At 73.3% G+C, this 25316-nt stretch carries 23 protein-coding genes, 2 tRNA genes and 1 pseudogene; 17 read left to right on the forward strand and 9 right to left on the reverse strand.

Annotated features, from left to right (window positions below; translation table 11 throughout):
• The first annotated feature begins 187 nt into the window (after positions 1 to 187).
• From ABZV78_RS03985 to nudC, 3 genes are read left to right on the forward strand one after another with little or no spacing between them, the layout of a single operon-like run.
• A complete protein-coding gene (locus ABZV78_RS03985) occupies positions 188 to 1498 on the forward strand; it encodes a pitrilysin family protein (protein WP_355635282.1) in 1311 nt (436 codons plus the stop codon).
• Positions 1495 to 2832, forward strand: a complete 1338-nt coding sequence (locus ABZV78_RS03990; protein WP_355635283.1) for a pitrilysin family protein — start codon at positions 1495 to 1497, stop codon at positions 2830 to 2832. The genes ABZV78_RS03985 and ABZV78_RS03990 overlap by 4 nt, the downstream gene beginning before the upstream one ends.
• The gene (nudC, locus tag ABZV78_RS03995; RefSeq protein WP_355635284.1) at positions 2829 to 3776 is read left to right on the forward strand and encodes an NAD(+) diphosphatase; all 948 of its coding nucleotides are present in this window, start codon (positions 2829 to 2831) and stop codon (positions 3774 to 3776) included. The genes ABZV78_RS03990 and nudC overlap by 4 nt, the downstream gene beginning before the upstream one ends.
• Positions 3777 to 4014: 238 nt before the next feature.
• Here the strand turns inward: nudC and ABZV78_RS04000 are convergent, their stop codons facing one another.
• From ABZV78_RS04000 to ABZV78_RS04010, 3 genes are all read right to left on the reverse strand, one after another.
• Positions 4015 to 4284, reverse strand: a complete 270-nt coding sequence (locus ABZV78_RS04000) for a hypothetical protein (RefSeq protein ID WP_355635285.1) — start codon at positions 4282 to 4284, stop codon at positions 4015 to 4017.
• A 210-nt stretch (positions 4285 to 4494) separates the two neighbouring features.
• Positions 4495 to 4725 (reverse strand): DUF397 domain-containing protein, encoded by a 231-nt coding sequence (locus ABZV78_RS04005; RefSeq protein ID WP_355635286.1) that lies wholly within the window; start codon positions 4723 to 4725, stop codon positions 4495 to 4497.
• A gap of 68 nt (positions 4726 to 4793) precedes the next feature.
• Positions 4794 to 5774 (reverse strand): helix-turn-helix transcriptional regulator, encoded by a 981-nt coding sequence (locus ABZV78_RS04010; RefSeq protein ID WP_355635287.1) that lies wholly within the window; start codon positions 5772 to 5774, stop codon positions 4794 to 4796.
• A 137-nt stretch (positions 5775 to 5911) separates the two neighbouring features.
• On the opposite strand from ABZV78_RS04010, the gene ABZV78_RS04015 reads away from it, so the two are divergent.
• On the forward strand, positions 5912 to 7177 hold the full coding sequence (locus ABZV78_RS04015) for an MFS transporter (RefSeq protein WP_355635288.1): 1266 nt from the start codon (positions 5912 to 5914) through the stop codon (positions 7175 to 7177).
• A gap of 56 nt (positions 7178 to 7233) precedes the next feature.
• On the opposite strand, the gene ABZV78_RS04020 is transcribed toward ABZV78_RS04015, so the two are convergent.
• Entirely contained in the window at positions 7234 to 7476 is a 243-nt protein-coding gene (locus tag ABZV78_RS04020) for a mycoredoxin (RefSeq protein ID WP_212832488.1), read from the reverse strand.
• A 92-nt stretch (positions 7477 to 7568) separates the two neighbouring features.
• Here ABZV78_RS04020 and ABZV78_RS04025 point away from each other — a divergent pair, with 92 nt between their 5' ends.
• From ABZV78_RS04025 to ABZV78_RS04035, 3 genes are all read left to right on the forward strand, one after another.
• Positions 7569 to 9722: an ATP-dependent DNA helicase UvrD2 gene (locus tag ABZV78_RS04025; RefSeq protein ID WP_355635289.1), complete on the forward strand. Its 2154-nt coding sequence runs from the start codon at positions 7569 to 7571 to the stop codon at positions 9720 to 9722.
• 131 nt (positions 9723 to 9853) lie between these two features.
• Positions 9854 to 10108, forward strand: a complete 255-nt coding sequence (locus ABZV78_RS04030; RefSeq protein ID WP_355635290.1) for a hypothetical protein — start codon at positions 9854 to 9856, stop codon at positions 10106 to 10108.
• A gap of 125 nt (positions 10109 to 10233) precedes the next feature.
• Positions 10234 to 10599 carry a WhiB family transcriptional regulator gene (locus ABZV78_RS04035; RefSeq protein ID WP_091262418.1) on the forward strand — a complete coding sequence of 122 codons (366 nt, stop codon included), beginning with the start codon at positions 10234 to 10236 and terminating at the stop codon, positions 10597 to 10599.
• A 295-nt stretch (positions 10600 to 10894) separates the two neighbouring features.
• Here the strand turns inward: ABZV78_RS04035 and ABZV78_RS04040 are convergent, their stop codons facing one another.
• From ABZV78_RS04040 to ABZV78_RS04050, 3 genes are all read right to left on the reverse strand, one after another.
• The gene (locus ABZV78_RS04040; protein ID WP_355635291.1) at positions 10895 to 12241 is read right to left on the reverse strand and encodes an AarF/ABC1/UbiB kinase family protein; all 1347 of its coding nucleotides are present in this window, start codon (positions 12239 to 12241) and stop codon (positions 10895 to 10897) included.
• A gap of 10 nt (positions 12242 to 12251) precedes the next feature.
• Entirely contained in the window at positions 12252 to 13352 is a 1101-nt protein-coding gene (locus ABZV78_RS04045) for a TOMM precursor leader peptide-binding protein (protein ID WP_355635355.1), read from the reverse strand.
• Positions 13353 to 13545: 193 nt separating this feature from the next.
• Positions 13546 to 13713 (reverse strand): DUF5679 domain-containing protein, encoded by a 168-nt coding sequence (locus tag ABZV78_RS04050; protein WP_012014940.1) that lies wholly within the window; start codon positions 13711 to 13713, stop codon positions 13546 to 13548.
• Between the two features lie 479 nt (positions 13714 to 14192).
• Between ABZV78_RS04050 and ABZV78_RS04055 the strand changes: the two genes are divergently transcribed.
• Entirely contained in the window at positions 14193 to 14723 is a 531-nt protein-coding gene (locus tag ABZV78_RS04055; RefSeq protein WP_355635292.1) for a M48 family metallopeptidase, read from the forward strand.
• A gap of 194 nt (positions 14724 to 14917) precedes the next feature.
• Positions 14918 to 15520 (forward strand): hypothetical protein, encoded by a 603-nt coding sequence (locus tag ABZV78_RS04060; protein WP_355635293.1) that lies wholly within the window; start codon positions 14918 to 14920, stop codon positions 15518 to 15520.
• 147 nt (positions 15521 to 15667) lie between these two features.
• Here the strand turns inward: ABZV78_RS04060 and ABZV78_RS04065 are convergent, their stop codons facing one another.
• Positions 15668 to 16870, reverse strand: coding sequence for a zinc-dependent metalloprotease (locus ABZV78_RS04065; protein WP_355635356.1), 1203 nt, complete (start codon positions 16868 to 16870; stop codon positions 15668 to 15670).
• 184 nt (positions 16871 to 17054) lie between these two features.
• Between ABZV78_RS04065 and ABZV78_RS04070 the strand changes: the two genes are divergently transcribed.
• The 7 genes and pseudogenes from ABZV78_RS04070 (at position 17055) to ABZV78_RS04100 (ending at position 22979) form a co-directional block, all read left to right on the forward strand.
• Positions 17055 to 18068, forward strand: coding sequence for a PDZ domain-containing protein (locus tag ABZV78_RS04070; protein WP_355635294.1), 1014 nt, complete (start codon positions 17055 to 17057; stop codon positions 18066 to 18068).
• Between the two features lie 123 nt (positions 18069 to 18191).
• On the forward strand, positions 18192 to 21173 hold the full coding sequence (locus ABZV78_RS04075) for a UPF0182 family protein (protein ID WP_355635295.1): 2982 nt from the start codon (positions 18192 to 18194) through the stop codon (positions 21171 to 21173).
• Positions 21174 to 21325: 152 nt separating this feature from the next.
• Positions 21326 to 21701 (forward strand): annotated as a pseudogene (locus ABZV78_RS04080) (sigma factor-like helix-turn-helix DNA-binding protein); the annotation flags it as partial.
• Between the two features lie 284 nt (positions 21702 to 21985).
• Positions 21986 to 22285 carry a hypothetical protein gene (locus tag ABZV78_RS04085; protein ID WP_355635296.1) on the forward strand — a complete coding sequence of 100 codons (300 nt, stop codon included), beginning with the start codon at positions 21986 to 21988 and terminating at the stop codon, positions 22283 to 22285.
• 50 nt (positions 22286 to 22335) lie between these two features.
• Positions 22336 to 22409: transfer RNA gene (locus ABZV78_RS04090), tRNA-Met, on the forward strand.
• A 137-nt stretch (positions 22410 to 22546) separates the two neighbouring features.
• Positions 22547 to 22620: transfer RNA gene (locus tag ABZV78_RS04095), tRNA-Met, on the forward strand.
• Positions 22621 to 22730: 110 nt separating this feature from the next.
• Positions 22731 to 22979: a hypothetical protein gene (locus ABZV78_RS04100; protein ID WP_151465371.1), complete on the forward strand. Its 249-nt coding sequence runs from the start codon at positions 22731 to 22733 to the stop codon at positions 22977 to 22979.
• 45 nt (positions 22980 to 23024) lie between these two features.
• Here ABZV78_RS04100 and ABZV78_RS04105 read toward each other — a convergent pair whose 3' ends face one another.
• A complete protein-coding gene (locus ABZV78_RS04105) occupies positions 23025 to 24344 on the reverse strand; it encodes an extracellular solute-binding protein (protein ID WP_355635297.1) in 1320 nt (439 codons plus the stop codon).
• A gap of 137 nt (positions 24345 to 24481) precedes the next feature.
• On the opposite strand from ABZV78_RS04105, the gene ABZV78_RS04110 reads away from it, so the two are divergent.
• Positions 24482 to 25315, forward strand: a complete 834-nt coding sequence (locus ABZV78_RS04110) for a phosphoribosylaminoimidazolesuccinocarboxamide synthase (RefSeq protein WP_355635298.1) — start codon at positions 24482 to 24484, stop codon at positions 25313 to 25315.
• Position 25316 lies beyond the last annotated feature (1 nt).

Genomic DNA, 25316 nt, shown 5'->3' on the forward strand with positions numbered 1-25316 from the left:
ACTGGGGCAGGCGATGGGCGGCGTCAAGACCCGTTCACGATCCGGGACGCGCGACCTGGAGATTCTCTGCAATTCCCACCTGTTCGGTGGAGATGGCGACGCCGGTCGGCCCCCGCCCGACACCGCCGTCCGGTGGGCCCGCGCACACCGCCGGTGCGGGCGCTGCCGACGCGTTAGGGTCGATCTCGTGCCGACGCGGAGAGCCAAAATTCCAGCGACGAAATACCCGGCCGAGCGGTTCACGCTCGGCAACGGCCTGCGGGTGGTGCTCACCCCCGACCGCAGCGCCCCGGTCATCGGGGTGGCGGTGGTCTACGACGTCGGCATCCGCTCCGAGCCGGAGGGGCGCACCGGCTTCGCCCACCTCTTCGAGCACCTGATGTTCCAGGGCTCGGAGAACCTGGAGAAGCTGGCCCACTTCCGGCACGTCCAGGGCGCCGGCGGCACCTTCAACGGCTCCACCCACCTGGACTACACCGACTACTACGAGACTCTGCCCAGCAACGCCCTGGAACGGGCGCTCTTCCTGGAGGCCGACCGGATGCGCGGCCCCCGGCTGACCGAGGAGAACCTGCGCAACCAGGTCGACGTGGTCAAGGAGGAGATCCGGGTCAACGTGCTCAACCGGCCGTACGGCGGGTTCCCCTGGCTCACCCTGCCGCCGGTCATGTTCGACACCTTCCCCAACGCGCACGACGGCTACGGCTCCTTCGACGACCTGGAGTCGGCCACCGTCGGCGACGCGGCCGACTTCTTCCGCCGCTACTACGCCAGCGGCAACGCCGTCCTCGCCGTGAGCGGGGACATCGACGTGGCCGAGGCGACCGCCCTGATCGAGCGGCACTTCGGCGACGTTCCGGCCCGGCCCGCCCCGGAGCGCCCCGACTTCACCGAGCCCGACCTCAGCGCCGAGCGGCGCACCTCGTACACCGACCAGCTGGCCCCGCTGCCGGCGGTGGCCGGGGCCTGGCGGGTGCCCGACCCGGTGACCGACTTCGCCGGCTACCTGCCGTACGTGGTGCTGGCCGAGGTGCTCACCGACGGCGACGCCTCCCGGCTGGTCGAACGGCTGGTCCAGCGAGACCGCTCGGTCACCAGCCTCGGCGGCTACCTCGGCTTCATGGGCGACCCGTTCGACGTGCGTGACCCCACCGCGCTGCTGCTCCAGGCCCACCTGCCGCCCGGCGGCGACGTGGACAAGGTGCTGCGCACCGTCGACGAGGAACTGGACCGCCTGGCCACCGACGGGCTGACCGAGGGGGAGCTGGCCCGGACCCAGGCCCGCATGGCCACCCACCTGCTGCGGGACACCGACGCGGTGCTCGGCCGGGCGCTGCGGATGGCCGTCCTGGAACAGCAGCGCGGCGAGCCGGGCCTGCTCAACGAGCTGCCCCGGCTGGTCGGCGAGGTGACCGACGAGCAGGTCCGCGCCGCCGCCGCCACCCTGCGGCCGGAGCGCCGCGCGTCCATCGAGGTCATCGCCGGAGGCGCCCGATGAGTGCAACCGTGGAGACCGGTACGCGGCCGCTGCCGGCGCTCGGTCCCAACCGCAGGCTCAAGCTGCCCAAGCAGGCCGAGCGCACGCTCGGCAACGGGCTCACCGTGATCGCGGTACGCCGTAGCGCGATCCCGCTGGTCGAGCTGCGGCTCTGGATGCCGTTCGGGCGTACCCACCTGGCCCGCAGCGGGATGCTCGCGCAGACCCTGCTCTCCGGCACGGAGACGCACACCGCGACCCAGCTCGCCGCGGAGTTGCAGAAGGTCGGCGGCGGGCTCTCCGCCGGCGTCGACCCGGACCGGCTGATGCTCTCCGGGGCGGGCCTGGTCACCGGCCTGGAGCGGATGCTGGAGCTGCTCGCCGACGTGCTGACCGGGGCCGTCTACCCGGCCGACTGGGTCGAGACCGAGCGGGATCGGCTGGTCGACCGGATCCAGGTGGCCCAGAGTCAGCCCGCCCACCTGGCCCGGACCGCGCTGCTCAAGCGGATCTACGGCCGCCACCCGTACGCGGTGCAGACCCCCGAGCCCGACCAGGTGCGCGCGGTGAAGCCGCCGGTGCTGCGCCGGTTGCACGCCGAGCGGGTGCACCCGGCCGGCGCGGTGCTGGTGCTGGTCGGCGACGTGCAGCCGGAGCGGGCGCTGGACGCCGCCGAGCGGGCGCTCTCCGGCTGGAAGGGCGACGGGCAGCCGGCCGAGCTGCCGCCCGCGCCGCCGCTGGAGCCCGGCCCCCTGCTGCTGGTCGACCGGCCCGGGTCGGTGCAGTCCTCGCTGCGGATCGCGCTGCCCGCCGTGCCGCGTACCCACCCCGACCACGCCGCGCTGCAACTGGCCAACCTGGTCTTCGGCGGCTACTTCTCCTCCCGCTGGGTGGAGAACATCCGCGAGGACAAGGGCTACACCTACGGCCCGCACTCGCTGGTCGAGCACTCGGTGGCCGGGTCGGTGCTGGTCGCCGCGGCCGAGGTGGCCACCGAGGTGACCGCGCCCGCCCTGCTGGAGACCATGTACGAGCTGGGCCGGCTGGCCGCCCTGCCACCGAAGCCGGACGAGCTGGAGCAGGCCCGCCAGTACGCCCTCGGCACGCTCCAGCTCGGCATGTCCACCCAGGCCGGGCTGGCCTCGCTGACCAGCGCGTACGCCGGCAACGGGCTGCGCCTGGACTTCCTCGCCGAGCACGCCGCCCGGCTGGCCGCGGCGACCGTGGACGACGTGGCCGCGGCGGCGGCCCGCTACCTCGCCCCGGCGCAGGCGGTCACCGTGGTGCTCGGCGACGCCGAGCGGGTGGCCGACTCCCTCGCCACGCTCACCCCGGTCCGCACGGAGTCCACATGACGGGCGAGACCGCCCCACCGCTGGCCCGGTCCACGCTCGACCGGGCGGCGCACCGGCGGACCGACCCGGGTTGGCTCGCCGAGGCGTGGGAGCAGGCCCGGGTGCTGGTGCTGGACTCGGCCGACGAGGGACGCGCCCTGGTCCGCGGCGAAGGGGCCCCGCCGGAACTGGTGCTGGTCGCTCCCGGCGAGCTGCCCGAGGTGCCCCGGTCGGTGCCGATGTTCCTCGGCGTCGAGCCGGACGGCGTGCCGGTCTTCGCGGTGGACGGGCCGCTGCCCGAGCTGGCCGGCACCCGCCGGGTCAACCTGCGCGAGGTCGGCCACCTGCTGGCCGACCGCGACGCCGGGATCTTCACCACGGCGCTCGCCCTGCTGAACTGGCACGTCCGGCACGGCTACTCGTCGTCGACCGGGCATCCGACCCAGGTGGACGAGGCCGGCTGGTCCCGCGTCGACCCGGGCGGCGGCCGGATCTGGCCGCGTACCGACCCGGCGATGATCGTGCTGGTGCACGACGGCGTGGACGGCCCCGACGGGCGCTGCCTGCTCGGCAACAACGCCACCTGGCCGAGCACCCCGGGGCAGCGCCGCTACTCCTGCCTGGCCGGTTACGTCGAGCCGGGCGAGTCGGCCGAGGCCGCCGTGCTGCGCGAGGTCCGCGAGGAGGTCGGCGTCGCGGTCGAGGAGATCGGGTACGCGGGCAGCCAGTCCTGGCCGTTCCCCGGCTCGCTGATGCTCGGCTTCCTGGCCCGCGCCGACGCCGACGCGCCGATCCGGGTCGACCCGGCGGAGATCGCCCACGCCCGGTGGTTCACCCGGCGGGAGATCGGCGCGGCGCTGGCCGGCCAGCCGATCCGGGTGGAGGGCGGCGACCGCCTGCTCCTCCCGCCACCCTCGTCGATCGCCCTCTTCCTGGTCCACCGCTGGCTCGACGGCCACTGCTGACCGCTCGCACCATGGCCGCGCCGTCGCTGCCACGGGAACACGGGCCTGGGCGCGGTCCCGGCCCGGACCGTCGTTGCCGCGGCGGTCTGCAGACCGGCGGGAACACGGGCCCGGGCGTGGTCCCGGCCCGGACCGTCGTTGCCGCGGCGGTCTCGGGCCGGGAACACGGGCCGTCGCGGCCGGGTGAGGCGTGGAACGCGGCGGGGGAGCCGGTCCGGCCACGACGGACGTCAGTGGGTCAACTGCCGCCCCAGTGGTAGGGGTGAGTCGGATCCAGGTCCTCGATCGGCAGCACCTTGACCCGGTGCCGGCCGGCCCGGACGGCCCCCACGGTGGACAGCGCCCGGGCGAGCAGCAGGGCGGCGTCCCGGTCCTCGGCGTGGACGACCTGGCGGCGCGGTTCCGGCGCGCTGGTCTCGTCCCGCAGCCGACCTCCGCCGGCCCAGGCGGCGGCGATGTCGGTGTCGGCGGCGGCACGGATCTCGGTGCGGACGATCAGGAACCGCATGGTGTCCCCCGGTGCGGACGGACGGATGCAGGCTGCAACTTCCACGTCACTCTTGCGTCATGTTACGCCCACGCGCGGTCACAGCAAGTGAAACTCGCCTATCGTCCGGGGCGTCGACCGATCGGGTGAACCCAGCTCAGCACGGTCGTCGGGGGTGGACGCGAAAGGGGCCGCCGGCAGCCTGCCGACGGCCCCCGGGAGCTCGCCGGATCAGTTCAGGTCGAACTGGCCGTTCTTCGCGCCGGCGATGAAGCCGAGCCAGCCGGCCCGGTTGAAGAGCAGCACCGGCCCGCGCGGGTCCTTGCTGTCCCGCAGCGCCACCTCCGCGGGCCCGTTACGCAGCGGCGCGACCTCCACGCAGTTGGAGGTCTGGCTGCGGGTGCTCTTGCGCCAGGCGGCGCCGGCGAACTGCTCGGACGAGCTGTTGCGGATCTCGTTCATGGTTCTGCTCCTGATCTGGAGTGCTCCGATGGGGACGAGTGACGCCGCAGGCCGGACGGCCCCGTGGATCACCGATCCGTCGTCAGGCGCCCCGAGTCGCGGCGGCGCTGGGTCGGCGCCGTTGCCGGCCCGAACGCCACTGTGGACTCGACTGCCGCGCCGGTCAGCCGTCCCGTCGCCTCGATCAGCCAGGAGAGGGTGTCCGATGCGGAGAGCGCCGCCGAGCTTAGCCACTCGAAAACCACTTTATAGCGATTTAGGGTGTTTGCCTCGGTCGACATGACGTCGGTGAAGCCACCTTCGATGGCCAGCGTCTCCGGATCGAGCGGATCGGCGAACCGGTAGACCGAGAAGGCGGTCGGCGGGAGGTACCAGTCGGCCACCCGGGTGTCCCGCAGCAGCAGGCGCAGCGTGACGTTCGGCAGCATGGCCAGCTCGCAGAGGTGGACGATCTGCTCGTGCAGCACCCCGGGCGGGCCGGCCCGACGGCCGAGCGCCGCCTCCTCCAGCACCGCGGTGTAGCGCGGCGCGTCGGGGGAGCGGGTCAGCAGCGACTGGCGGGCCTGCCGGGCGCGTACCTCGGTCTCCGGGTCCTCGGTCTCCTGGTCGCCCGCCTCCTCGGCCACCTGGGCCGCGGACATGATCCGGTGCCGGGCGTATCCGGGGGTCTGCAGCAGCCCCGGCACCAGCACCGGGTTGTACTCGGAGATCTCCGCGCAGCCCGCCTCCAGCTCGGCGAAGCCGCGCTGCTGCTGGGTCATCACCGGGAAGTTGCGCAGCCAGCCGCGCATGTCGCCGGCCTCCTGGGTGATCCCCAGCAGCTCCTCGCGCAGCTCGTCCTCGGCACCGTAGAGGGTCAGCAGGACGCCGACGTCGTCCGGGTCGGGGCGGCTGCGGCCGTTCTCCAGCCGGGACAGCTTGGACGCGGAGGCCCAGCCGATCCGCTCGATGACCTGGTCGCCGGTGAGGCCGGCCTGCTCGCGCAGGCGGCGCAGCTCGGTGCCGAGCCTGCGACGGCGCAGGATCGGACCTGGTGCGGCAGGAGGCACGGTGTCCTCTTTTCCGTCGACCGTCGCGGGACGCGACGGTAACTGTATGAAATTCGCCCCCCACGGTCAGTATGGACGGCGGGGCCGGTGTCGGAGGTTCCGGCGGGGGCGTGTCACGCGACAAAGGGGAGGGACCGATGCGCACCGTCCTGCGCCGCCCCGACTTCCGCCTGCTCTTCGTCGCGCTGCTGGCGAGCATGGCGGCCGAGTCGATCCTGCTGCTGGCCCTCGCCGTCTGGGTCAAGGACCTGACCGGGTCGGACGGCATGGCCGGAGCGACCATCTTCGCCGTCATCGCGCCCATGGCGCTGGCCCCGCTGGTCGGCTGGGTGGTCGACCGGTGCCGCCGGCGGCCCTTCTTCGTGGCCGCCAACCTCGGCACGGCCGTGCTCCTCTGCCCGCTCCTCGCGGTCCACGACCGCGCCGACGTCTGGGTGATCTACGTGGTGGCGGCGCTCTACGGGCTGTCGTACATCACGTTGAGCGCGGTGCTCAGCGGGCTGATCCGGCACCTGGTGCCGGGCGCGCTGCTGGCCGACGCCAACGGGGTGCTGCAGACCGTCCGGCAGGGGTTGCGGCTGGTCGGCCCGCTGGCCGGGGCCGGGCTCTACGCGGCGGTCGGCGGCTGGCTGCTGGTCGCCCTGGCCATGACCGGCTTCCTCACCGCCGCGGCGGTGGTCGGCCTGCTCCGGGTCACCGAGAGCACGCCGGCCCGGTCCGCGCGCCGCTGGCCGGACGGACTGGGCGCCGGGCTGCGGCACCTGGCCGGCGACCCCGCGCTGCGCCGGGCCCTGCTCGGGTACGGGCTGGGCTCGCTCCTGATGGGCCTCACCGAGTCACTGATCTTCGCGTACGTCGACCTGGGGCTGGGCCGGGACGCCGCGTTCGTCGGCGTGCTGGTCACCGTGCAGGGCGTCGGCGGGCTGGTCGGCGGGCTCTTCTCGGCCGCCGTGGTGCGCCGGGCCGGCGAGGTGGGCGCGCTCGCCGCCGGGGTGACCTTCTTCGGGCCGGCCGCGCTGGCGCTCGCGTACCCCCGGCTCTGGCTCGGTGTGGTGGCACTGCTGCTGGCCGGGGTCTCCCTGCCGCTGACCATGGTGGGGCTGAACACGCTGATCCAGCGGCGGACCCCGCCGGGGCTGCTGGGCCGGGTCGCCGCCGCCGCGAAGGCGCTGGTCAGCGGCCCGCAGGCGGTCTCCATCGGGGCCGGCGCGCTGCTCGTCGGCATCTTCGACTACCGCCTGCTCTTCGCCGTGGTCGGGGCGACCACCACCGGCGCCGGCCTCTACCTCTGGCGCGGCCGCCGGCTCACCGCGCCCCGGCCCGTCCTGGTCCACGTCCCGTCCCCCCGCCGCCCGCTCGACCAGGAGGTGCTCGCCGCGACCCGCCCGGGCGCGGCGCCGTGAGACGCGACGAGCGACCGCCCCGTGGGGGCGGCCGCTCGTGGCAGGGTGTGGTCGGGTCAGCCGGGGAGGCTGGCCAGGTGCTGCTTGACCTGGGTGATCGAGGGGTTGGTCAGGGCGCTGCCGTCGTCGAACCGCAGCGTCGGGACGGTCTGGTTACCGCCGTTGACGCCCATCACGAACTCCGCGGCCTTCGTGTCCTGCTCGATGTCGACCACCTCGTACGCGATGCCCTCCCGGTCGAGCTGCGACTTCAGCCGGTGGCAGTAGCCGCACCACGAGGTGGAATACATCGTCAACATGGTCAGGTCCTCCAACGGTGTGCCTCGCGCCCGGCCCGATCAGGCCAGGCTAATCGCTGCAACATCGCCGGCGGCTGGAATGATTCCTGGCTGTGGTGGTTCACTCAGCGGCGGAACGGGTGCTGGCCGGCCTCGACCCGGAGCAGCGGTCCGCGGTGACCGCCCCGGCCGGCCCGGTCTGCATCCTGGCCGGCGCCGGGACCGGCAAGACCCGGGCGGTGACCTCCCGGATCGCCCACCGCGCCCTCACCGGCGACATCTCCGCCCGCCACGTGCTGGCGGTCACCTTCACGGCCCGCGCCGCCGCCGAGATGCGGGCCCGGCTCACCGCGCTGGGCGTGGGCGGCGTCCAGGCCCGCACCTTCCACGCGGCGGCGCTGCGCCAGGTCCGCTACTTCGCGCCCCGGCTGCTGGAGGGGCGGGCCATGCCGGAGCTGCTGGACAGCAAGGTGCGGGTGGTCACCCTGGCCGCCGCCAAGGTGGGCCTGCGGGCCGACCGGGCCGCCGCCCGCGACCTGGCCGGGGAGATCGAGTGGGCCAAGTCGTCGCTGGTCGAGCCGGGTGAATACGTGGTGGCCGCGGCCAAGGCGCTGCGCGAGACCCCGTACGAGCCGACGAAGGTGGCCGAGGTCTTCGCCGCGTACGAGCGGCTCAAGCGCGGCAACGGGGTGATCGACTTCGAGGACATGCTGCGCGCCGCGGTCTGGGGGATCGAGGAGCACGCCGACGTCGCCGAGCAGGTCCGCGGCCAGTACCGGCACTTCGTGGTCGACGAGTACCAGGACGTCAACCCGCTCCAGCAGCGGCTCCTGGACGCCTGGCTCGGCGGCCGGGACGACCTCACCGTGGTCGGCGACGCCAGCCAGACGATCTACTCGTTCACCGGGGCGAGCTCCTCCTACCTGGTCGACTTCCCGCGCCGCCACCGGGGCGCCACGGTGGTCCGGCTGGTCCGCGACTACCGCTCCACCCCCCAGGTGGTCGGGCTGGCCAACGCGGTGATCTCCCAGGCCCGGGGCGCCGAGGCCCGGCTCCGGCTGGAGCTGCACGGCCAGCGCCCGCCCGGCCCGGAACCCGAGCTGCGGATCTTCACCGACGAGCCGGCCGAGGCCAACGCGGTCGCCGCCCGCTGCCGGGCGTTGATCGACGGCGGCACCCCGGCCCGGGAGATCGCGGTGCTGTTCCGCACCAACGCGCAGTCCGAGGCGTACGAGAAGGCGCTCACCGAGGCCGAGGTGCCGTATGTCGTGCAGGGGGCGGAGCGCTTCTTCGAGCGGCCCGAGGTCCGCCAGGCCATGGTGGCGTTGCGGGCCGCCACCCGGTCCATCCCGGGGGAGACCCCGCTGCCGGCCGCCGTGGTGGAAGGGCTCGGCGCGGTGGGCTGGGCCCCGGACGCGCCCCCGGCGGGCGGTGCCGCGCGCGAGCGGTGGGAGGCGCTCGCCGCCCTGGTCCAGCTCGCCGAGGAGTACGCGGCCACGCCCGAGGTGGTGCCGATCGGCGAGGCCGTGGCGATCGAGCGCCTCGTCACCCTGAGCGCCTTCAACGAGGAACTGGCCCGCCGGGCCGCACAGCAGCACGTGCCCACCGTGGAGGGGGTGACGCTCGCCTCGCTGCACTCCGCCAAGGGCCTGGAGTGGGACGCCGTCTTCCTGGTCGGGCTGGCCGAGGGCACCCTGCCCACCACGTACGCGAAGACGCCGGAGCAGGTCGAGGAGGAGCGGCGGCTGCTCTACGTCGGGATCACCCGGGCGCGGGAGTGGCTCTGGCTGTCGTACGCGGCGGCCCGCTCGCCCGGTGGCCGGGCCCGGCGGCCGTCCCGGTTCCTGCCCCAGCTCGACCGCTCCGGCGGCGGCGAGCGGGCCGGCGCGGGCACGGCCCGGCGCACCGAGCGGCGGCGCGCCCAGGTGGTCTCCTGCCGGATCTGCGGCGCCACCCTGCTCGCCGGGGCGGACCGGAAGCTGGGCCGCTGTCCGACCTGTCCGTCCGATCTGGACGAGGAGCTGTACGAGCGGCTGCGCGAGTGGCGGCAGCGGGTGGCCGGGGCGCAGAAGGTGCCGGCGTACGTGGTCTTCACCGACGCCACGCTCACCGCGCTGGCCGAGCGGCGGCCCGGCCGCACCGAGGAGCTGATCGCGATCGCCGGAATCGGCCCCCGCAAACTAGGACTTTACGGGGATACGGTGCTGGCCCTCGTGGCCGGTGCGGGGGTGGACGAGGTCTGCCCGCAGAAAAGTTTCGAAATCTAGCCGTAAATCGTTTGCCCTCGCCCCGAGGCGAGGAATAGCCTCAGGACACACCTCGCGAGCGGCGCCATTCTGGCTGCTCACGGGGGACGAGTCCATGGTCGGCACGAGGAACGTTGAGGGAGGTGGCACCCGTGGAGATCTTCACCTATGAGCGTCCGGCGGCGATGCCAGCTGCCTGCGCTCCGCTGTCGTCCGTCCGGGTGGCCCTTGCCGCTCGACCGTCGACTCCGCAGGTGCACCAGGTCCAGGTTCAGGCCGAGCTGAACCTGACCGTCGCGCCGCTGGCGGAGATCGAGGGGACCAGTGGCTTCACGGGCATGGGCATCGGTGACGTCAAGAAGCGCACGGATGTCCGCGGCGTTCCACCTCGAGGTAGACCGGTCTGATCCAGACCACCGGCTCACCTCGAGGCCGCGGAACCCGCATACCGGGATCCGCGGCCTCAGTTTTTTGCCGAAGTACGTCGGAAATGCGATCCACGAGATCGAAGTGAGAGAGAGGTGACCGGAGGATGAGTCTGGCGTTGGCCCCGCTCGACGTGAGCGTCGAGGTGGAGGCGAACCTGCCCTGCCGGAAGTTCGACCCCGACCTGTGGTTCTCCGACTCGCCTGCCGAGCTCGAGCTGGCCAAGTCGCTCTGCGGGGACTGCCCGCTGCGCGTCGAGTGCCTCGCCGGCGCGGTGGAGCGGGCCGAGCCCTGGGGCGTCTGGGGCGGCGAGATCTTCGAGCGTGGCGCGGTCGTCCCGCGCAAGCGGCCCCGTGGCCGTCCGCGCAAGGAGGACCTCGCCCGTGACGCCCAGCTTCGGGTCGAGGCGGAGGCGCGACTGGCGGCCAGTGGGCTGTCCGAGTCGCGTAGCTCCGTCCGGCTGGCAGCCTGACACAACCCCGTTCCAACGTCCCCGCCGGTGACCTCACCGGCCGCGAGAAAGCCGAAACCGATGCTGCACCTGCCGAATGGAACCGAGATGCAACTACTCCACGAAGCGTTGTCCCGGGCTCGAATGCGCCGGCCTCAGGCCGGCACCACCACGAGCACTGAGGCAACCCGTTCCGCCCGTACCGTCGCCATGCGTAGCCGCAGCCAGTCGGCTCGCGACCTGGGCGTTCTCTAGATCCAAACACCACGGAAGGGGCGGTGACCGGATGGTCGCCGCCCCTTCGGCGTGCGTGCGGTCAGGCCACCGGGGCGAAGCCGGGCAGCCAGCGCTCCAGGATCGCCCGGTAGGGCGCCTTCGCCTCCAACTGGCAGAGCACCCCGATCGAGCCCAGCGTCACCCGATGGATCATCAGGTACGACGGCGGCAGGTTGAGCTGCCGGCTGAGCTGGTACGTCGGGGAGCGCGGGCTGGCCAGCCGGGCCGCCTCGCCGCGCAGCCAGGCCCGGGTGAACCGGAACTCGTCCGCGGCGATCGGCTCCAGCATCGGCCGGAGGAAGTCCAGCACCCCCTCGGCGTCGATCGGCTCGGTGGGGCTGACGAAACCCTCGTCGCGCAGCCCGGCCACCACCGCGTCCGCGTCGCCGCGCAGCGCCAGCGCGGCGATCCGGCCGATCGGCTCGGGGGTGCCCTCCGGCATCCGGGCCACCGCGCCGAAGTCGATCACGCCGAGCCGGCCGTCCGGGAGCAGCCGGAAGTTGCCCGGGTGCGGGTCGGCGTGCAGCAGCCCGGCCCGCATCGGCGCGGAGAGGTGCAGTTCGGCCATCAGCCGCCCGGCCTCGTCGCGCTGCTCCTCGGTGCCCTCCCGGATGATCTGGGACAGCGGGGTGCCCTCGACCCACTCGGTGATCAGCACCCGGGGCGCGGCGTCGAGCACCTCGGGGATGTAGATGTCCGGGTCGTCGGCGTACGCGGCGGCGAAGGCGCGCTGCGACTCGGCCTCCAGCTCGTAGTCCAGCTCCTCGGTGATCCGCTCGCGCAGCTCGACCAGGAGCGGCTTGACGTCCAGCCCGGGCTGGATCGCGCGGAACATGCCGCCCAGCCGGGAGAGCTGCTTCAGGTCGGCGAGCAGCGCGTCCCCGGCGCCCGGATACTGGATCTTCACGGCCACGTCCCGGTGGCGCGGACCGCCGTTCGGCCCGTATCCCGGGTCGCGCCAGACCGCGCGGTGCACCTGGCCGATGCTGGCCGCGGCGGCCGGGGTGTCGTTGAACTCCACGAACCGGTCCCGCCAGTCCGGCCCGAGCTGCTCGGCGAGCACCTTGTGCACGGTCGCCGCGGGCAGCGGCGGGGCGGCCTCCTGGAGCTTGGTGAGCGCCTGCCGGTAGGGGGCGGCGATCTCCTCCGGCAGCGCCGCCTCGAAGACCGACAGGGCCTGACCGAACTTCATCGCCCCGCCCTTGAGCTGCCCGAGCACGCTGAACAGCTGCTCGGCGGTGCGCTGCTGGATCTCGGCGGAGATGACGTCGGACGCGAGCCCGGTGACCCGCTTGCCCATGCCGAGGACGGTCCGACCGGCGAAACCGAGCGGCAGAGCGGCGAGCTTGGCGGTCCGGGACACGGCCCGGCGCGGGATGTCGGTCACCCGGTCATTGTTACCGACTCGACGGGCCCGTTGCTGCTGTGCGGCCGGGAGCGGGTGCGGCCGACCGGATCGGGCGATGCCCGGAGCACCCGCAGGAGGGGTGCGGCGGCCAACGGCGGTGCCGGAACCGGCCGGGCGCCGGAATGTCGACCGCGCAACCGAGCGTCTCGGGCGTGCCTCCGTCGAGTTGGGTCAACGCCTCGGCCGCCGCGTAGGCCGCCGCGGCGAGCCGGGTGGTGGCCGCGCAGGCCCGGTCGCCGTCGTCGGCCGCGAGCTGGGCGGCGAGCGCCGGCCAGTCCGGGTCGCGGTCGGTCCGGTGCAGGTCGAGGCAGTGCAGGCAGGGGCCCACCGGCGGGCGGACCAGCGGGCCGACCACCGGCACGCCGCCGCGCAGGTCGACCAGGAGATGCGGCTGGCGGCGCCGCGCGTAGCCGGCGGCGAGCAGGGCCGCCGGGCGGTCCGCGCCGAGCTGGACCACCAGGTCGGCCCGACTCGGCCGGAGCGGCCCGGTCGCCGTGCCCGGCGCGCACCGGGCCAGCGCCGCGCGGACCGCCGGCGCCAGCGGCCGGCCGAGCTCCGCGCCGGTGAGGCCGGTCCCGACCAGGTCACCCGGACGGACCGGGCCGGCCAGCTCGGGTACGACGTGCCCGACGCCGGCCTGCGCCAGCGCGACGGCGACCGCCGCGCCGAGCCGCCCGGCCCCGGTGACCAGCACCCGCGCCGCCCGACGGCGGCGCAGCAGCCGGGCGGGTGTGCCGGGCAGGTCGGCCGCCGCCAGGGCCAGGGCGTCGGCCTCCCCGGTGAGCCGGGCCCGGACCGGCCCGGTGAGGTCGCGGGGGAGCAGGCTCTGCGCGGGTACGACGAGATCGGCGGCCCGGAGCGTGTCGAGCAGCGCCCGGGCCTCGTCGGGTGGGACCCGCGCGGCGGTGGCGGCGGCCAGCACGGCCCGCTCGCTCCGGGTGCCGTCCAGCAGGTCGAGCAGGCGGGCGGCGCCCGGGCTGGCCACCTCGAGCAGCACGGCCCGGCCGGGTTCCAGCCCGAGCTGGAGGGTGTGCCGGTCCCGCCAGAGCCGGGTGAGACCGGGTAGCAGCGTGGGGCGGGCGAGGGGCATCGGGTCGGTCACGCCACGAATCGTGACCGTGTCCGCGCTCTCCGTCGATCGTTGTCCACAGGTGCGCCGGGCTGTGGCCAGCGTTGTCCACAGGAAAACCGGGGTTGTCCACAACCCGTCGGTAGCCGGTGTCAGCTATGCGACGGGGGAGGGGTGGCCGTCGGCCACCCCTCCCCCGTGCGACCCGGACGGGTCAGACCTTGGCCTTGCCCAGGATGCGGTTCACTGTTGTGCCGCACACCGGGCACTTGCCCTTGGCCATGTTCATGCCGGTCTTCGAGACCTCCACGCGCCCCTCGAAGTCCCGCTTCTCCTTGCACTTCACGCAGTAACCGTTGTAGGTCTGGGCCTGGTCGGCCACGGTAGCCCTCCTCGTCTCGTCCGCCGGACGCCTCCGGCGGGTTTCCCTGCGGCGGGCCACAGGTGGCGCCGGCGCCGGGGGTTCTCCGCGATCACTCGCGTGACCGCTGGTTGGCGGACCCTACCCAGGTCTGGGCAGTTCCATGTCAGCTGTGCGTCGACTCTGTGAGGAAGTCGTCGGCAAGAGTGTGCATGCCGAGTTACATCGGATAAGTCAGTTTCGCGGGGACACGCCGGGTGAATGCCCTCAGATCCCCCTTCGGGGGAGGCCCCCAGCGCTACAGCCCGTCCGTAGATCACTTAACGTTGACAGGGGCTGACAGGTGATGGTCAACTGCCGCCGCAAAGAATTTTTTCAGGACTCCTGACGACCAACCGCCATTTTCCGGGCGCGTGTCGTCGTGTTGACTCTTGCGGACCCCTGGTCAGTACGCATTAGCTTTCCCTCGTGACAGTCATCCGAGGCTGCGCGGACCAGTGATGGCCGGGACGCGGAAGCCCGTCGTCGAAGTACGGCGCAGCCAGCGCCGGCGGCGCACGGTGTCCGCGTACCGCGACGGGGAGCGCGTCGTGGTGCTCATCCCCGACCAGTTCTCCCGGGCCGAGGAGAGCGAGTGGGTCGACCGGATGCTGGCCCGGCTCGCCGCCCGCGAGGGCCGGCTCGCCCGCTCCGACGCCGAGCTGCTGGCCCGGGCCACCCGACTGATCAACCTCTACCTGCCCGAGCACGGGCTGGCCGCCGCACCGGCCAGCGTCCGCTGGGTGACCAACCAGAACGGCCGCTGGGGTTCCTGCACCCCCGCCGACCGCACCATCCGGATCTCCCACCGGATCCAGGACATGCCCGACTGGGTGATCGACTACGTGCTGCTGCACGAGCTGGCGCACCTCATCGTGCCCAGCCACAACGCCGCGTTCTGGGCCCTGGTCGGCCGCTACCCGAAGACCGAACGGGCCCGCGGCTACCTGGAAGGCGTAGCCGCCACCTCCGGCATCCCCCTGACGGACTGACCGACCCCCGCGCGTCCCCCGCCCGCCTGCCCTGCGCCGACTCCCGTTGATCATGAGGTTAGCGGTGCGGTTCGCCCGCTTTGTCGCTGCCAACTTCATGATCGACCACTGCGGTCGGGGGTCGGGGGTCGTGGCGAGTTGCCGTTCGGTGCGCGGTGGCTGGGCGGCGGTGGGCGGGGAGTTAGGGTCGTCGGGTGGCTCGACGTGTGGTGGTGGCGTTGCTCGGTCGGGTGGGTTGGACGCCGCCGGGGATCGACCCCGGGCGGTGGCGTAGCGCGCTCGCCGAGGACGTGGTGGACCTGCTGGCCACACTCAACGAGGTCGAGACCGCCGTGGCGGTGACGCCGGAGGACCGTTGGCTGGCCGACGCAGTGGTCTGGCCCGGCACGGCCGTCTACGAGGTGCCGGAGCCCACCGTCGGCGCGGTGTTCGCCACGCTGACCGGATACGACCAGGCGGCCGTGGTCGCCGCCGACGCCCCCGACGTGCCGGGGCTCACCCTCGGCAAGCTGCTCCGGCCGCTGTCCAGCCGCCCGGTGGCGGTCGCCCCGGTGGAGGGGAGTGGGGCGGGACTGCTCGGGGTGGCCGCCCGGCTGCCCGTACCGGCGTGGCTGCCGGCGCTGGACCTGGACACCGCCGCGCCGGCCGAGGTGCGTGCCGCCGCCCCGCGCCCCGGGGACGTGGCGGTCACCGCCGGCTGGCGCCGGCTGCGCGGCCCGGCCGACCTGGCCACCCTCGACCCGGCCTTCGAGGGCTGGGAGGCCACCCGGGCGCTGCTCTCCGGCCAGCCCGGCTGACACGCGCGATCCCGCGAGCCTCGACCGTCCGGATGACCCACGCCGAGCACGGCGGGCGCCGGCCGATGCGCCGGGGGCAGCGGGCAGGCTGGTCGAATGCGCCGGGGCCCGCACGAGTGCTCGTGCGGGCCCCGGCGGCGTGCCGCGTCAGGACTTGTCGTCGTCCTCGCCCGGGGCCTGCTCCTCCGGCGCGCCGGGCGCGGTGAAGTCGAAGTTCGCCAGCTCCTCGTCCAGGTCGCTGGTGGTCGCGGCGAACGCCTCCGGGTTGGCGAAGTCGTCGTCCGAGGGGAGCAGGTCGGGGTGGCCCCAGACCGCGTCCCGGCCGGCGATCCCGCGGTGCTCGGTGAGCGCCGACCAGAGCACGGCCGCCTCGCGCAGCCGGCGCGGCCGCAGCTCCAGGCCGACCAGGGCGGCGAAGGTCTGCTCGGCCGGACCACCGGCGGCCCGGCGGCGGCGGAACGCCTCGCCCAGACGCACCACGTTGGGCAGCCGGTCGCCCGCGGCGCTGTCGACCACGTGGCACACCCAGCCCTCGACCAGGGCGAGCACGGTCTCCAGCCGGGCCAGCGACGCCTTCTGCGCCGGGGTGTCCTCGGGCGTGAAGATGCCCTCCAGGGCGATCGCCTGCATCGACTCCGGGTCGGTCGGGTCGACCCGGCCCATCGCCTCCTCGATCGCCTCCCGGTTGACCCGGATGCCGGCGGCGTAGTTCTCCACCGCGGCGAGCACGTGCCCGCGCAGCCACGGGACGTGCTGGAAGAGCCGCTGGTGGGCGGCCTCACGCAGGGCCACGTAGAGGCGTACCTCGTCCTCGGGCAGCTCCAGGCCCTCGCCGTACGCCCGGATGTTGGCCGGGATGAGCGCCGCGGTGCCGGCGGGGCCGAGTGGCAGGCCGATGTCGCCGGCGGAGAGCACCTCGGCGGCGAGCGAGCCCAGCGCCTGGCCGAGCTGGCCGCCGAAGAGCGCGCCGCCCAGCGTGGCGACCATCGACTGCATCGGGCCGAGCTGGGCGCGCGCCTCCGGCGGCACCAGGTCGCCCATGGCGCCGACCATCCGGCTGGCCACCGGGTCGCAGAGCTTGCGCCACACGTCGAGGGTCTTGTAGATCCACTCGTTGCGGTTCCAGGCCACCGAGGTCCGGATGCCGGAGGGCCACGAGGTGGCCGGCTCCAGCCAGAGGTCGGCGATGCGCAGCGCCTCCTCCACCGCGTTGCGTTCGAACGGCGAGACCGCCGGGTCGCCGGCGGCGGCGAGCTGGCTCGCGGCCACCTGCCGGGCGAGGTCCCAGTTGACCGGTCCGCTGCCCGGCGCGGAGAGCAGGTGCTGCAACTGCGACATGAACTGCTGCATCTGCGCGGGATCGTTGGGGTCTGGTGGTTGCCCACCCGGGAGCGCGAAGCCGAACGGAATATCAGGCACGACGTCTACGGTACGCGCGCCCCGCCGCAGGTCGTGCGCGTCGGCGTTGCGCTGAGGGCGAAGTCCGGCGGTCACCGCGCCGGACGTTCCGGGCCGGATCGGTACGCTCTGGCGCATGAGACGTCGCGGCGTGACCGTACTCCTGGGCGCACTGCTCACCGCCCTGCTCAGCGTCGGCGTGCTGAGCGTGCCGATCCCGTACGTGGTGCTCGGTCCCGGCCCGACCGTCAACACCCTCGGCAGCGCGGACGGCAAGGAGATCATCCAGGTCACCGGCCGCTCGACGTCCACCTCCGCGGGGCAGCTCCGGCTGACCACGGTGGGCGTGCAGCCCACCGTCCGGCTGCGTTCGGCGCTGGCCGGCTGGTTCTCCAAGGACGAGGCGGTGGTGCCGCGCGAGCTGGTCTACCCGCCGGGGGAGTCGCAGGAGGAGGTCGAGCAGCGCAACGCCGAGGACTTCCAGAACTCGCAGACCAGCGCCGAGACGGCGGCCCTGCGCGAGCTGGGCTATCCGATCCGGGTGCTGGTCAAGGCGGTCACCGCGGGCGGCCCGTCGGTCGACGTGCTCAAGCCCAACGACGTGATCACCTCGGTTGACGGCCAGTCGGTGACCAGCGCGGCGCGGCTCACCGAGCTGGTCCGGGCCAAGCCGGCCGGCACCGAGCTGAAGATCGGCTACACCCGGGCCGGTGCGCCGGCCACCGCCACGGTGACCAGTCGCGAGCAGGACGGCCGGCCGCGCATCGGCATCGAGATCGACCAGCAGCAGCCGCACCCGTTCACCCTCAAGATCGATCTCGGTGACATCGGCGGCCCCAGCGCCGGGCTGATGTTCGCCCTGGGCATCGTCGACAAGCTGGAGCCGGCCGACCTGACCGGCGGGAAGGTCATCGCCGGCACCGGCACCATCGACGACGAGGGCCGGGTCGGCCCGATCGGCGGCATCGCGCAGAAGCTGGTCGGCGCCAAGGAGGCCGGGGCGAAGGTCTTCCTGGTGCCCGCCGACAACTGCGCCGAGGCGGTCCGCAACCCGCAGCCCGACCTGCCGTTGCTCCGGGTGGCGACGCTGGACGACGCGTTGACGGCACTCGAGAAGCTGCGCGCCGGAGGGCAGCCGACCCGCTGCTGAGCCGGCCCGCGGGGCCGCCGGGCGATCGTGACGTGACCTTGACCCGACGCATTCAGGAAGACCCCGTACTCTGGGTGCCTGGTCGGAGCCGATCACATCGAGCGTGCGGAGCCAACAGTGGTCATGCGTAGCAGCCCCCTGCCGAGGATGAGCCGGCGCGGACGCGTCACCATCGGGGTCCTGATCGGGGTGTTCGTGCTCTTCACCCTGCTCGGGTGGGGGGTCAACGCGTGGACCGACTGGCTCTGGTTCGACGAGGTCCGCTACACGCAGGTCTTCACCGGCGTGCTCGCCACCCGCCTGCTGCTGTTCCTGGTGATCGGGCTCGGCATGGCGGTGATCATCGCCGGCAACCTGTGGCTGGCCTACCGGCTGCGGCCGCAGCTGCGGCCGCACTCCGCCGAGCAGGCCACCCTGGAGCGCTACCGGATGCTGCTGAGCCCCCGGCTCGGCACCTGGATCGCCCTGGCCTCCGCGGTCATCGGGCTCTTCGCCGGCCTCTCCGCGCAGAGCCGGTGGAGCCAGTGGCTGCTGTTCCGCAACGGCGGCAGCTTCGGCGTGAAGGATCCGGAGTTCGGCGTCGACGTCGGCTTCTACGTCTTCCAGCTGCCGTTCTGGCGCTACCTGCTCGGCGTCGGCTTCACCGCGGTGGTGCTCGCCCTGCTCGGCGCGCTGGCCGTGCACTACATCTTCGGCGGCGTGCGGCTGCAGGGCGTCGGGGACCGGATGACCAACGCGGCGCGGGCCCACCTGAGCTCGCTGGTCGCCGTCTTCGTGCTGCTCAAGTCCATCGCCTACGTGCTGGACCAGCGAGCCATGCTGCTGGAGTACAACGAGGGCGCCAAGCTCTACGGCGCCGGCTACGCCGACATCAACGCGCTGCTCCCGGCGAAGGAGATCCTCGCCTGGATCGCCGTGGTGGTGGCCATCGCGATCATCGTGTTCTCCAACGCGTGGATGCGGAACCTCGTCTGGCCCGGCATCGCGCTCGCCCTGCTCGGCGTCTCGGCGGTGGCGATCGGCGGCATCTACCCGTGGGCCGTGCAGACCTTCGAGGTCAAGCCGAGCGCCCGGGACAAGGAGGCGCCGTACATCGAGCGGAGCATCGAGGCGACCAGGGCCGCCTTCGGGCTGACCGACACCAAGAACACCGGGTACGCGGCGAACAACCTCATCCCGCCGGCCAGCCTGGCCACCGACACCTCGGTGGTGCAGAACGTCCGGCTCCTCGACCCGCAGCTCGTCTCCGAGACGTACACGCAGCTCCAGCAGGTCCGCGGCTTCTACGACTTCGGCCCGAAGCTGGACATCGACCGGTACGCCGTCGGCGGCAAGACCTCCGACTACGTGGTCGGCGTCCGCGAGATCAACTACGGCGAGCTGACCCAGAACAACTGGATCAACCGGCACACCGTCTTCACCCACGGATACGGGCTGGTCGGCGCGCCGGCCAACCAGGTGGTCTGCGGCGGCCAGCCGTACTTCGTCTCCGGCTTCCTCGGCGAGAAGACCCAGGAGGCGTGCTCCTCGCAGACCGAGCAGATCCCGGCCCAGCAGCCGCGGATCTACTACGGCGAGCGGATGGAGCCCGACGACTACGCGATCGTCGGGCAGACCGGCGAGCGCAACGTCGAGTTCGACCGGCCGACCTCCACGGGCGGCGAGCAGTACTACACCTACACCGGCGAGGGCGGCGTCGAGATCGGCTCGTTCGGCCGGCGGCTGCTCTACTCGATCAAGGAGCAGGAGTCGAACTTCCTCCTCTCCGAGGCGGTCAACGACGACTCGAAGCTGCTCTACGTGCGCAACCCGCGGGACCGGGTGGAGAAGGTCGCGCCGTTCCTCACCCTGGACGGCGACCCGTACCCGGCGGTGGTGAACGGTCGCGTCCTCTGGATCATCGACGGCTACACCACGGCGGCGACCTATCCCTACGCCGAGCGGGTCAACCTGCAGGCCGAGACGGCCGACGAGCTGACCGGGCGGGGTACCTTCCAGCTCGCCCGGGAGAACGTCAACTACATCCGCAACTCGGTGAAGGCGACCGTCGACGCGTACGACGGCACGGTCAAGCTCTACAACTTCGACGACACCGACCCGGTGCTCAAGGCGTGGAACAAGGCGTTCGGCGGCGAACTGGTGCTGCCCAAGGGCGACATCCCGCCGGAGCTGGCCGAGCACTTCCGCTACCCGGCCGACCTGTTCAAGGTGCAGCGCAACCTGCTCACCAAGTTCCACGTCACCGACCCGGGCGACTTCTACTCCGGCCAGGACTTCTGGCAGGTGCCGAACGTGCCGGACGCGCCGGACAGCGGGCAGAAGCAGCCGCCCTACTACCTGTTCACCCAGTTCCCGGGGCAGGAGTCGCCGCGCTTCCAGCTCACCGCGGCGGTCACCCCGAACGGGCGGCAGAACCTGGCCGCGCTGGTCTCCGGGTCGTACGTCGACGGCCGGCCCCGGCTGGAGGTGCTGGAGCTGCCGGACCAGACCCGGATCTCCGGTCCGGCCCAGGTGCACCAGCAGATGACCAACAACGGCGACATCCGGCAGCAGCTCAACCTGCTCTCCTCCAACCAGGCACAGGTGCAGTACGGCAACCTGCTCTCGCTGCCCTTCGCCGACGGCATGCTCTACGTCGAGCCGGTCTACGTGAAGAGCAGCAACCAGGACGCCTATCCGCTGCTGCAGAAGGTGCTGCTCTCCTACGGGGACGGCGGCTCGTACGTGGTGCTGGCCAACAACCTGAGCGACGGCATCAAGCAGCTCGTCGAGCAGGGCAAACGGGGAGCTTCGGGCAACCCGCCGCCGAGCACCGGCGACAACCCGCCGACCACCGGCGGCACCACCCCGCCGGTGCTCACCGGTGAGCTGGCCGAGGCGGCCGGCAAGGTGCAGAGCGCCATCGCCGAGGTCAAGGCCGCCCAGGCGTCCGGAGACTTCGAGCGGTACGGGCGGGCGCTCAAGGCGCTGGACGAGGCCATGGCCGCGTTCCAGCAGGCGCAGGCGGCGGCCAACCCGTCGCCCGGCCCGGGCGCCAGCGGCAGCCCCTCGGCGTCGCCGCCGGCCTCCCCGCCCGCCTCGGCCTCACCGACACCGAACGGCTGACGCCCAGCCGACCACCACGCGAGCCCGTGGTCCGCGACCCGTAGCGGTCGCCGACCACGGGCTCGCGGCGCAAACCGGTCGGAACACCCGCAACCCCGTGCCCGCTTCCACCGTCATCAGAGCAGGTGGGCGTGCGGGAGGCGGGAGTCCAGATGCGCGACGTGAACAGCTTCGACGACTTCTACGGCAGCACGTCGGGGCGGGCGCTCCGGTACGGCCGCGCGGTGGCGGACGACGCCGGTGAGGCCCAGGACCTCGTCCAGGAGGCGTACCGGCTGGCCACCGACCGCTGGCGGCGGCTGCGCGGCTGGCGGCTCGCGGCCAGCCGCACCGGCCCGCCCCGCGAGGTCGGGCCGCCCGGCGAGGACACCGTGCTGCTGGTCGGGGCGCTGCGGCAGTTGCCGGCCCGGCACCGGCAGGCCCTCGCCCTGCACTACCTGTTCGACCTGTCGGTGGAGGAGATCGCCCCGGGAGGCCCGCGTCCCGGCCGGCACCGTGAAGTCCTGGCTGTCCCGGAGCCGGGCCCGGCCGACCGCCACCACCCCGACCGCCATCCCGGACCGGCCTTCTTCGCCCTGCCCGCCGCCAACGACGCGGGCACCGGCAACCAGTTCGGCCCCGGGCCGGTGCTGCCGGTCCTCTGTGGCGCCGCGCCGGGCGAGGCCCAGGTCGTCGCGCGCCGAGCCCGGACGCTGCCGTTCCGGCGGGCGGGTGCGCCGGCCGAGGAGGTGCCGGCGGGCAGCTACCGGCACAGCGTCGCGGTCTACCGGGCCGGCCTCGCCGACGACGCGCTGCGCGAGCTGCGGCAGGCCGTGACGGACTGCCCCGCGCAGGCGGCCCCGGACGCGCCCGGGGTGACGCTGCGCCAGCGGCTGCTGCCCGACACCGGCTACGGCGACGAGTCGGTGCTGTTCGAGCTCCGGGCGCCGTACCGGGATGCGAACGGCGACCCGACCGGCGGCGACGAGGTCCACCTGGTCCGCGCGATCCGCTCGGGCGACGTGGTCACCGTCTTGTGGGAACAGGGCTGGGAGAGCACCTCCACGGAGCGGGTCCAGTTCGACGCGGACAGCCGCCGGGCGATCGAGGCGGTCCGGCGGTGGCTGGCCTGACGGCCCGTTTTGCGCCCCCTGGGGTCGGTGCGCTACGGTGGACGAACCGACGCGGGGTGGAGCAGCTCGGTAGCTCGCTGGGCTCATAACCCAGAGGTCGCAGGTTCAAATCCTGTCCCCGCTACTCGTCACGAAGGGCCCCGGAGTTCCAACTCCGGGGCCCTTCGTCGTGCCGGCGGCGCGCGTGACGCCCGCCACCCCAGCGGTTCGGGGAACCCGGCTGATCTCCACGGCGGACATGAGATAGGCTGTACGAGCCGACGCGGGGTGGAGCAGCTCGGTAGCTCGCTGGGCTCATAACCCAGAGGTCGCAGGTTCAAATCCTGTCCCCGCTACTGTCACGAAAGGCCCCGGAGGGAACTCCGGGGCCTTTCGCCGTCTCCGGGCGAGGGTGATCCCGCCTGTCCGTCCTGCCCCGGTTGCGCTTCTCGGCGAGGATGGGGGCATGTCTGGTTGGAACAGATGGTGGGGCCGCCTCAGCGCGGTCCTCGGTGCGGTCGTGCTCTCGGTGTTCGTGCCGGTCGCGGCCTGGGCCTCCACGGGTACGGGCGAGCTGGTGGTGGAGGCCGCCCGGCGGCGGTCCCGGGGCGGCTTCGGCTTCCTCGGGTTGCTCTGCTGCCTGGTGGTGGTCGTGGTGATCGTGCTGCTGGTGCTGCGCCTCATGCGCGGCCGGCGCGGCGGCCCGCCGCGCTGACGGGAACCGGTCCGCCCGCCGCGCCCGGAGCGCGGCGGGCGGCGGTCACTCGGCCAGGGCTGCGGCCGCCTGGGCCATGAACCGCGAGGTCGCCGTCCGGGCGCCGGAGCGCTTGGCGCGGATGCTCTCGGCCGCGTCGATGAGCAGGGTACGCACCTTGGCGTGCCCCTTCGGCGGCGGCGCGGGCGCGGGCCCGGAAAGCTCGTCCAGTTCGGTGCCGAGGGCCACCACCCGCTTCTCGCTGCGGTCGGTGACGCCGTCGACGACGAACGTGCGGACCGGGACGGCGGCGTTCAGGCCGCGCTCGATGCCGAGGATCCGGCCGGCCGCCACGTTGGTGGTCAGGAAGTTGATCACGTCCACCACCACGTCCGGGTGACGGCTGCCGCGGAAGCCGGCCCAGTACATCGACGCCCGGGGCCACTGCGCCGCGGGGGTGCCCGGGAAGGCGGTCAGGCCCAGCTCGTCGTCGGTCAGCCGTTGCAGCTCCGGCAACTGGTGCGACCAGGCGAACGACGCCGCCGCGTGGCCGGTGACCACGAGCTGCCGGGCCAGTTCGCCGCTGTCGGCCTGCTCCACCAGGGCGGCGCTCGGGGTGGCCCGGTCGTACCGGGCGACCTCCCAGAACTCGAACCAGTCGAGCAGCTCACCGGAGCTGAAGCCGAGCTGCCGCCCCTGGTACAGCTCGCTGCCCTGGCCGCGCAGCCAGAGCCACAGCACCCGGTAGTCGCCGGACGGGTCCATGGTGCCGGCCACCCGGTTGCCGGAGACGCGGGTGACCCGGGCGGCCCACCGCGCGTAGTCCCGCCAGGACATGCCGGTGTGCGGCTCGGGCAGCCGGAGCCGGCGCAGCAGGTCGCGGTTGTAGACCAGCGCGGCGCTGGTCTGCGCGGCGGGCACGGCCATGGTCCGCTCGTCCACCTGCCCGTACCGGGCCAGATGCTCGGGCAGGCCGCGCAGGTCGAGCCGGTTGTCGGCGACGTGGGTGCTGAGGTCGAGGACGATCTGTCGGCGGGCGTACTCGGTGAGCAGGGTGTCGTCGATCTGGAACAGGTCGGGCACGTTGCCACCGGTGGCCTGGGTGGCCAGCCGGTCGTAGTAGCCGGTCAGCCCCTGCCAGGTCACCCGGAAGCTGACCCGGGGATTCTGCTGGGAGTAGAGGCGCAGCGCCTTCTCGGTGGCCTCGGCCCGGCGGGTCCCGCCCCACCAGAACACCGACAGCTCGATCGGGCCGTCGTCGACCGGGGTCTCCTCCTCCGGGCTGCAGCCGGCCAGCCCGCCGGCGAGCAGCGGCAGCCCGGTCAGCGCGCCGAGCAGCCGCCGCCGGTCGAGACCGGGGCGGGGGACGGACTGCGGTGCGCGCACGAATTTCTCCCCGGGTGCGGGCGGCTGCTGCGGATGGACCATTTACACAGGCCCCGGGCGGGGGTGTCAACGCCGGTGCGGACGGGAGGGCCGGTGGCCGCCCCGGGTGCCCACCCCACCCATGGTGTACTAGCGCCGTGGAACTTCTGCACTCGGGCAAGGTCCGCGACGTCTACGCCGACGGCGCGGATCTCATCCTGGTCGCCTCCGACCGCATCTCGATCTACGACGTGGCGCTGCCGACCCCCATCCCGGACAAGGGCCGCCTGCTCACCGCCCTGTCGCTGTGGTGGTTCGAGCAGCTGGCCGACCTGGTGCCGAACCACGTGATCTCGGCCACCGACGTGCCGGCGGAGTTCGCCGGCCGGGCGATCCGCTGCCGCCGGCTGGACATGGTCCCGGTCGAGTGCGTGGCCCGCGGCTACCTGACCGGCGGGGGCTTCGAGGAGTACCGGCGCACCGGTGCGGTCTCCGGCGTGGAGCTGCCCCGCGGCCTGGTGGAGGCGTCGATCCTGCCCGAGCCGATCTTCACGCCGTCGACCAAGGCGCCCAAGGGCGAGCACGACGAGCCGATCACGTACGGCGAGGTGGTCGACAAGGTGGGCGCGGAGACCGCCGAGCGGCTGCGGCAGATCACCATCGACGTCTACCGGCGGGGCGCGGAGATCGCCGCCGACCGGGGCATCCTGATCGCCGACACCAAGATCGAGCTGGGCTGGGCGCCGGACGGCACCCTCGTCCTCGCCGACGAGCTGCTCACCTCCGACTCGTCCCGGTTCTGGCCGGCCGAGTCCTACCAGCCGGGCCGCGCCCAGTTCTCCTTCGACAAGCAGTACGTGCGCGACTGGGCCACCGGCAGCGGCTGGGACAAGCAGCCGCCCGCCCCCGAGGTGCCGGCCGAGGTGGTCGAGGCGACCCGGGCCCGCTACGTCGAGGTCTACGAAAAGCTCACCGGCAACCGCTGGGAGTGAC

Origin of the sequence: Micromonospora sp. NPDC004540 (assembly GCF_040610095.1) — a bacterium.
Taxonomy (GTDB): domain Bacteria; phylum Actinomycetota; class Actinomycetes; order Mycobacteriales; family Micromonosporaceae; genus Micromonospora.

Coding starts and splice junctions, on each gene's coding strand:
- ABZV78_RS04070 (WP_355635294.1), top strand. CDS start 17,055: ATGAGACGTCGCGGCGTGACCGTACTCCTGGGCGCACTGCTCACCGCC.
- nudC (WP_355635284.1), top strand. CDS start 2,829: ATGACGGGCGAGACCGCCCCACCGCTGGCCCGGTCCACGCTCGACCGG.
- ABZV78_RS04005 (WP_355635286.1), bottom strand. CDS start 4,725: ATGAACGAGATCCGCAACAGCTCGTCCGAGCAGTTCGCCGGCGCCGCC.
- ABZV78_RS04015 (WP_355635288.1), top strand. CDS start 5,912: ATGCGCACCGTCCTGCGCCGCCCCGACTTCCGCCTGCTCTTCGTCGCG.
- ABZV78_RS03990 (WP_355635283.1), top strand. CDS start 1,495: ATGAGTGCAACCGTGGAGACCGGTACGCGGCCGCTGCCGGCGCTCGGT.
- ABZV78_RS04055 (WP_355635292.1), top strand. CDS start 14,193: ATGGCCGGGACGCGGAAGCCCGTCGTCGAAGTACGGCGCAGCCAGCGC.
- ABZV78_RS04000 (WP_355635285.1), bottom strand. CDS start 4,284: ATGCGGTTCCTGATCGTCCGCACCGAGATCCGTGCCGCCGCCGACACC.
- ABZV78_RS04045 (WP_355635355.1), bottom strand. CDS start 13,352: ATGCCCCTCGCCCGCCCCACGCTGCTACCCGGTCTCACCCGGCTCTGG.
- ABZV78_RS04020 (WP_212832488.1), bottom strand. CDS start 7,476: ATGTTGACGATGTATTCCACCTCGTGGTGCGGCTACTGCCACCGGCTG.
- ABZV78_RS04065 (WP_355635356.1), bottom strand. CDS start 16,870: ATGCAGCAGTTCATGTCGCAGTTGCAGCACCTGCTCTCCGCGCCGGGC.
- ABZV78_RS04100 (WP_151465371.1), top strand. CDS start 22,731: ATGTCTGGTTGGAACAGATGGTGGGGCCGCCTCAGCGCGGTCCTCGGT.
- ABZV78_RS04075 (WP_355635295.1), top strand. CDS start 18,192: ATGCGTAGCAGCCCCCTGCCGAGGATGAGCCGGCGCGGACGCGTCACC.
- ABZV78_RS04035 (WP_091262418.1), top strand. CDS start 10,234: ATGAGTCTGGCGTTGGCCCCGCTCGACGTGAGCGTCGAGGTGGAGGCG.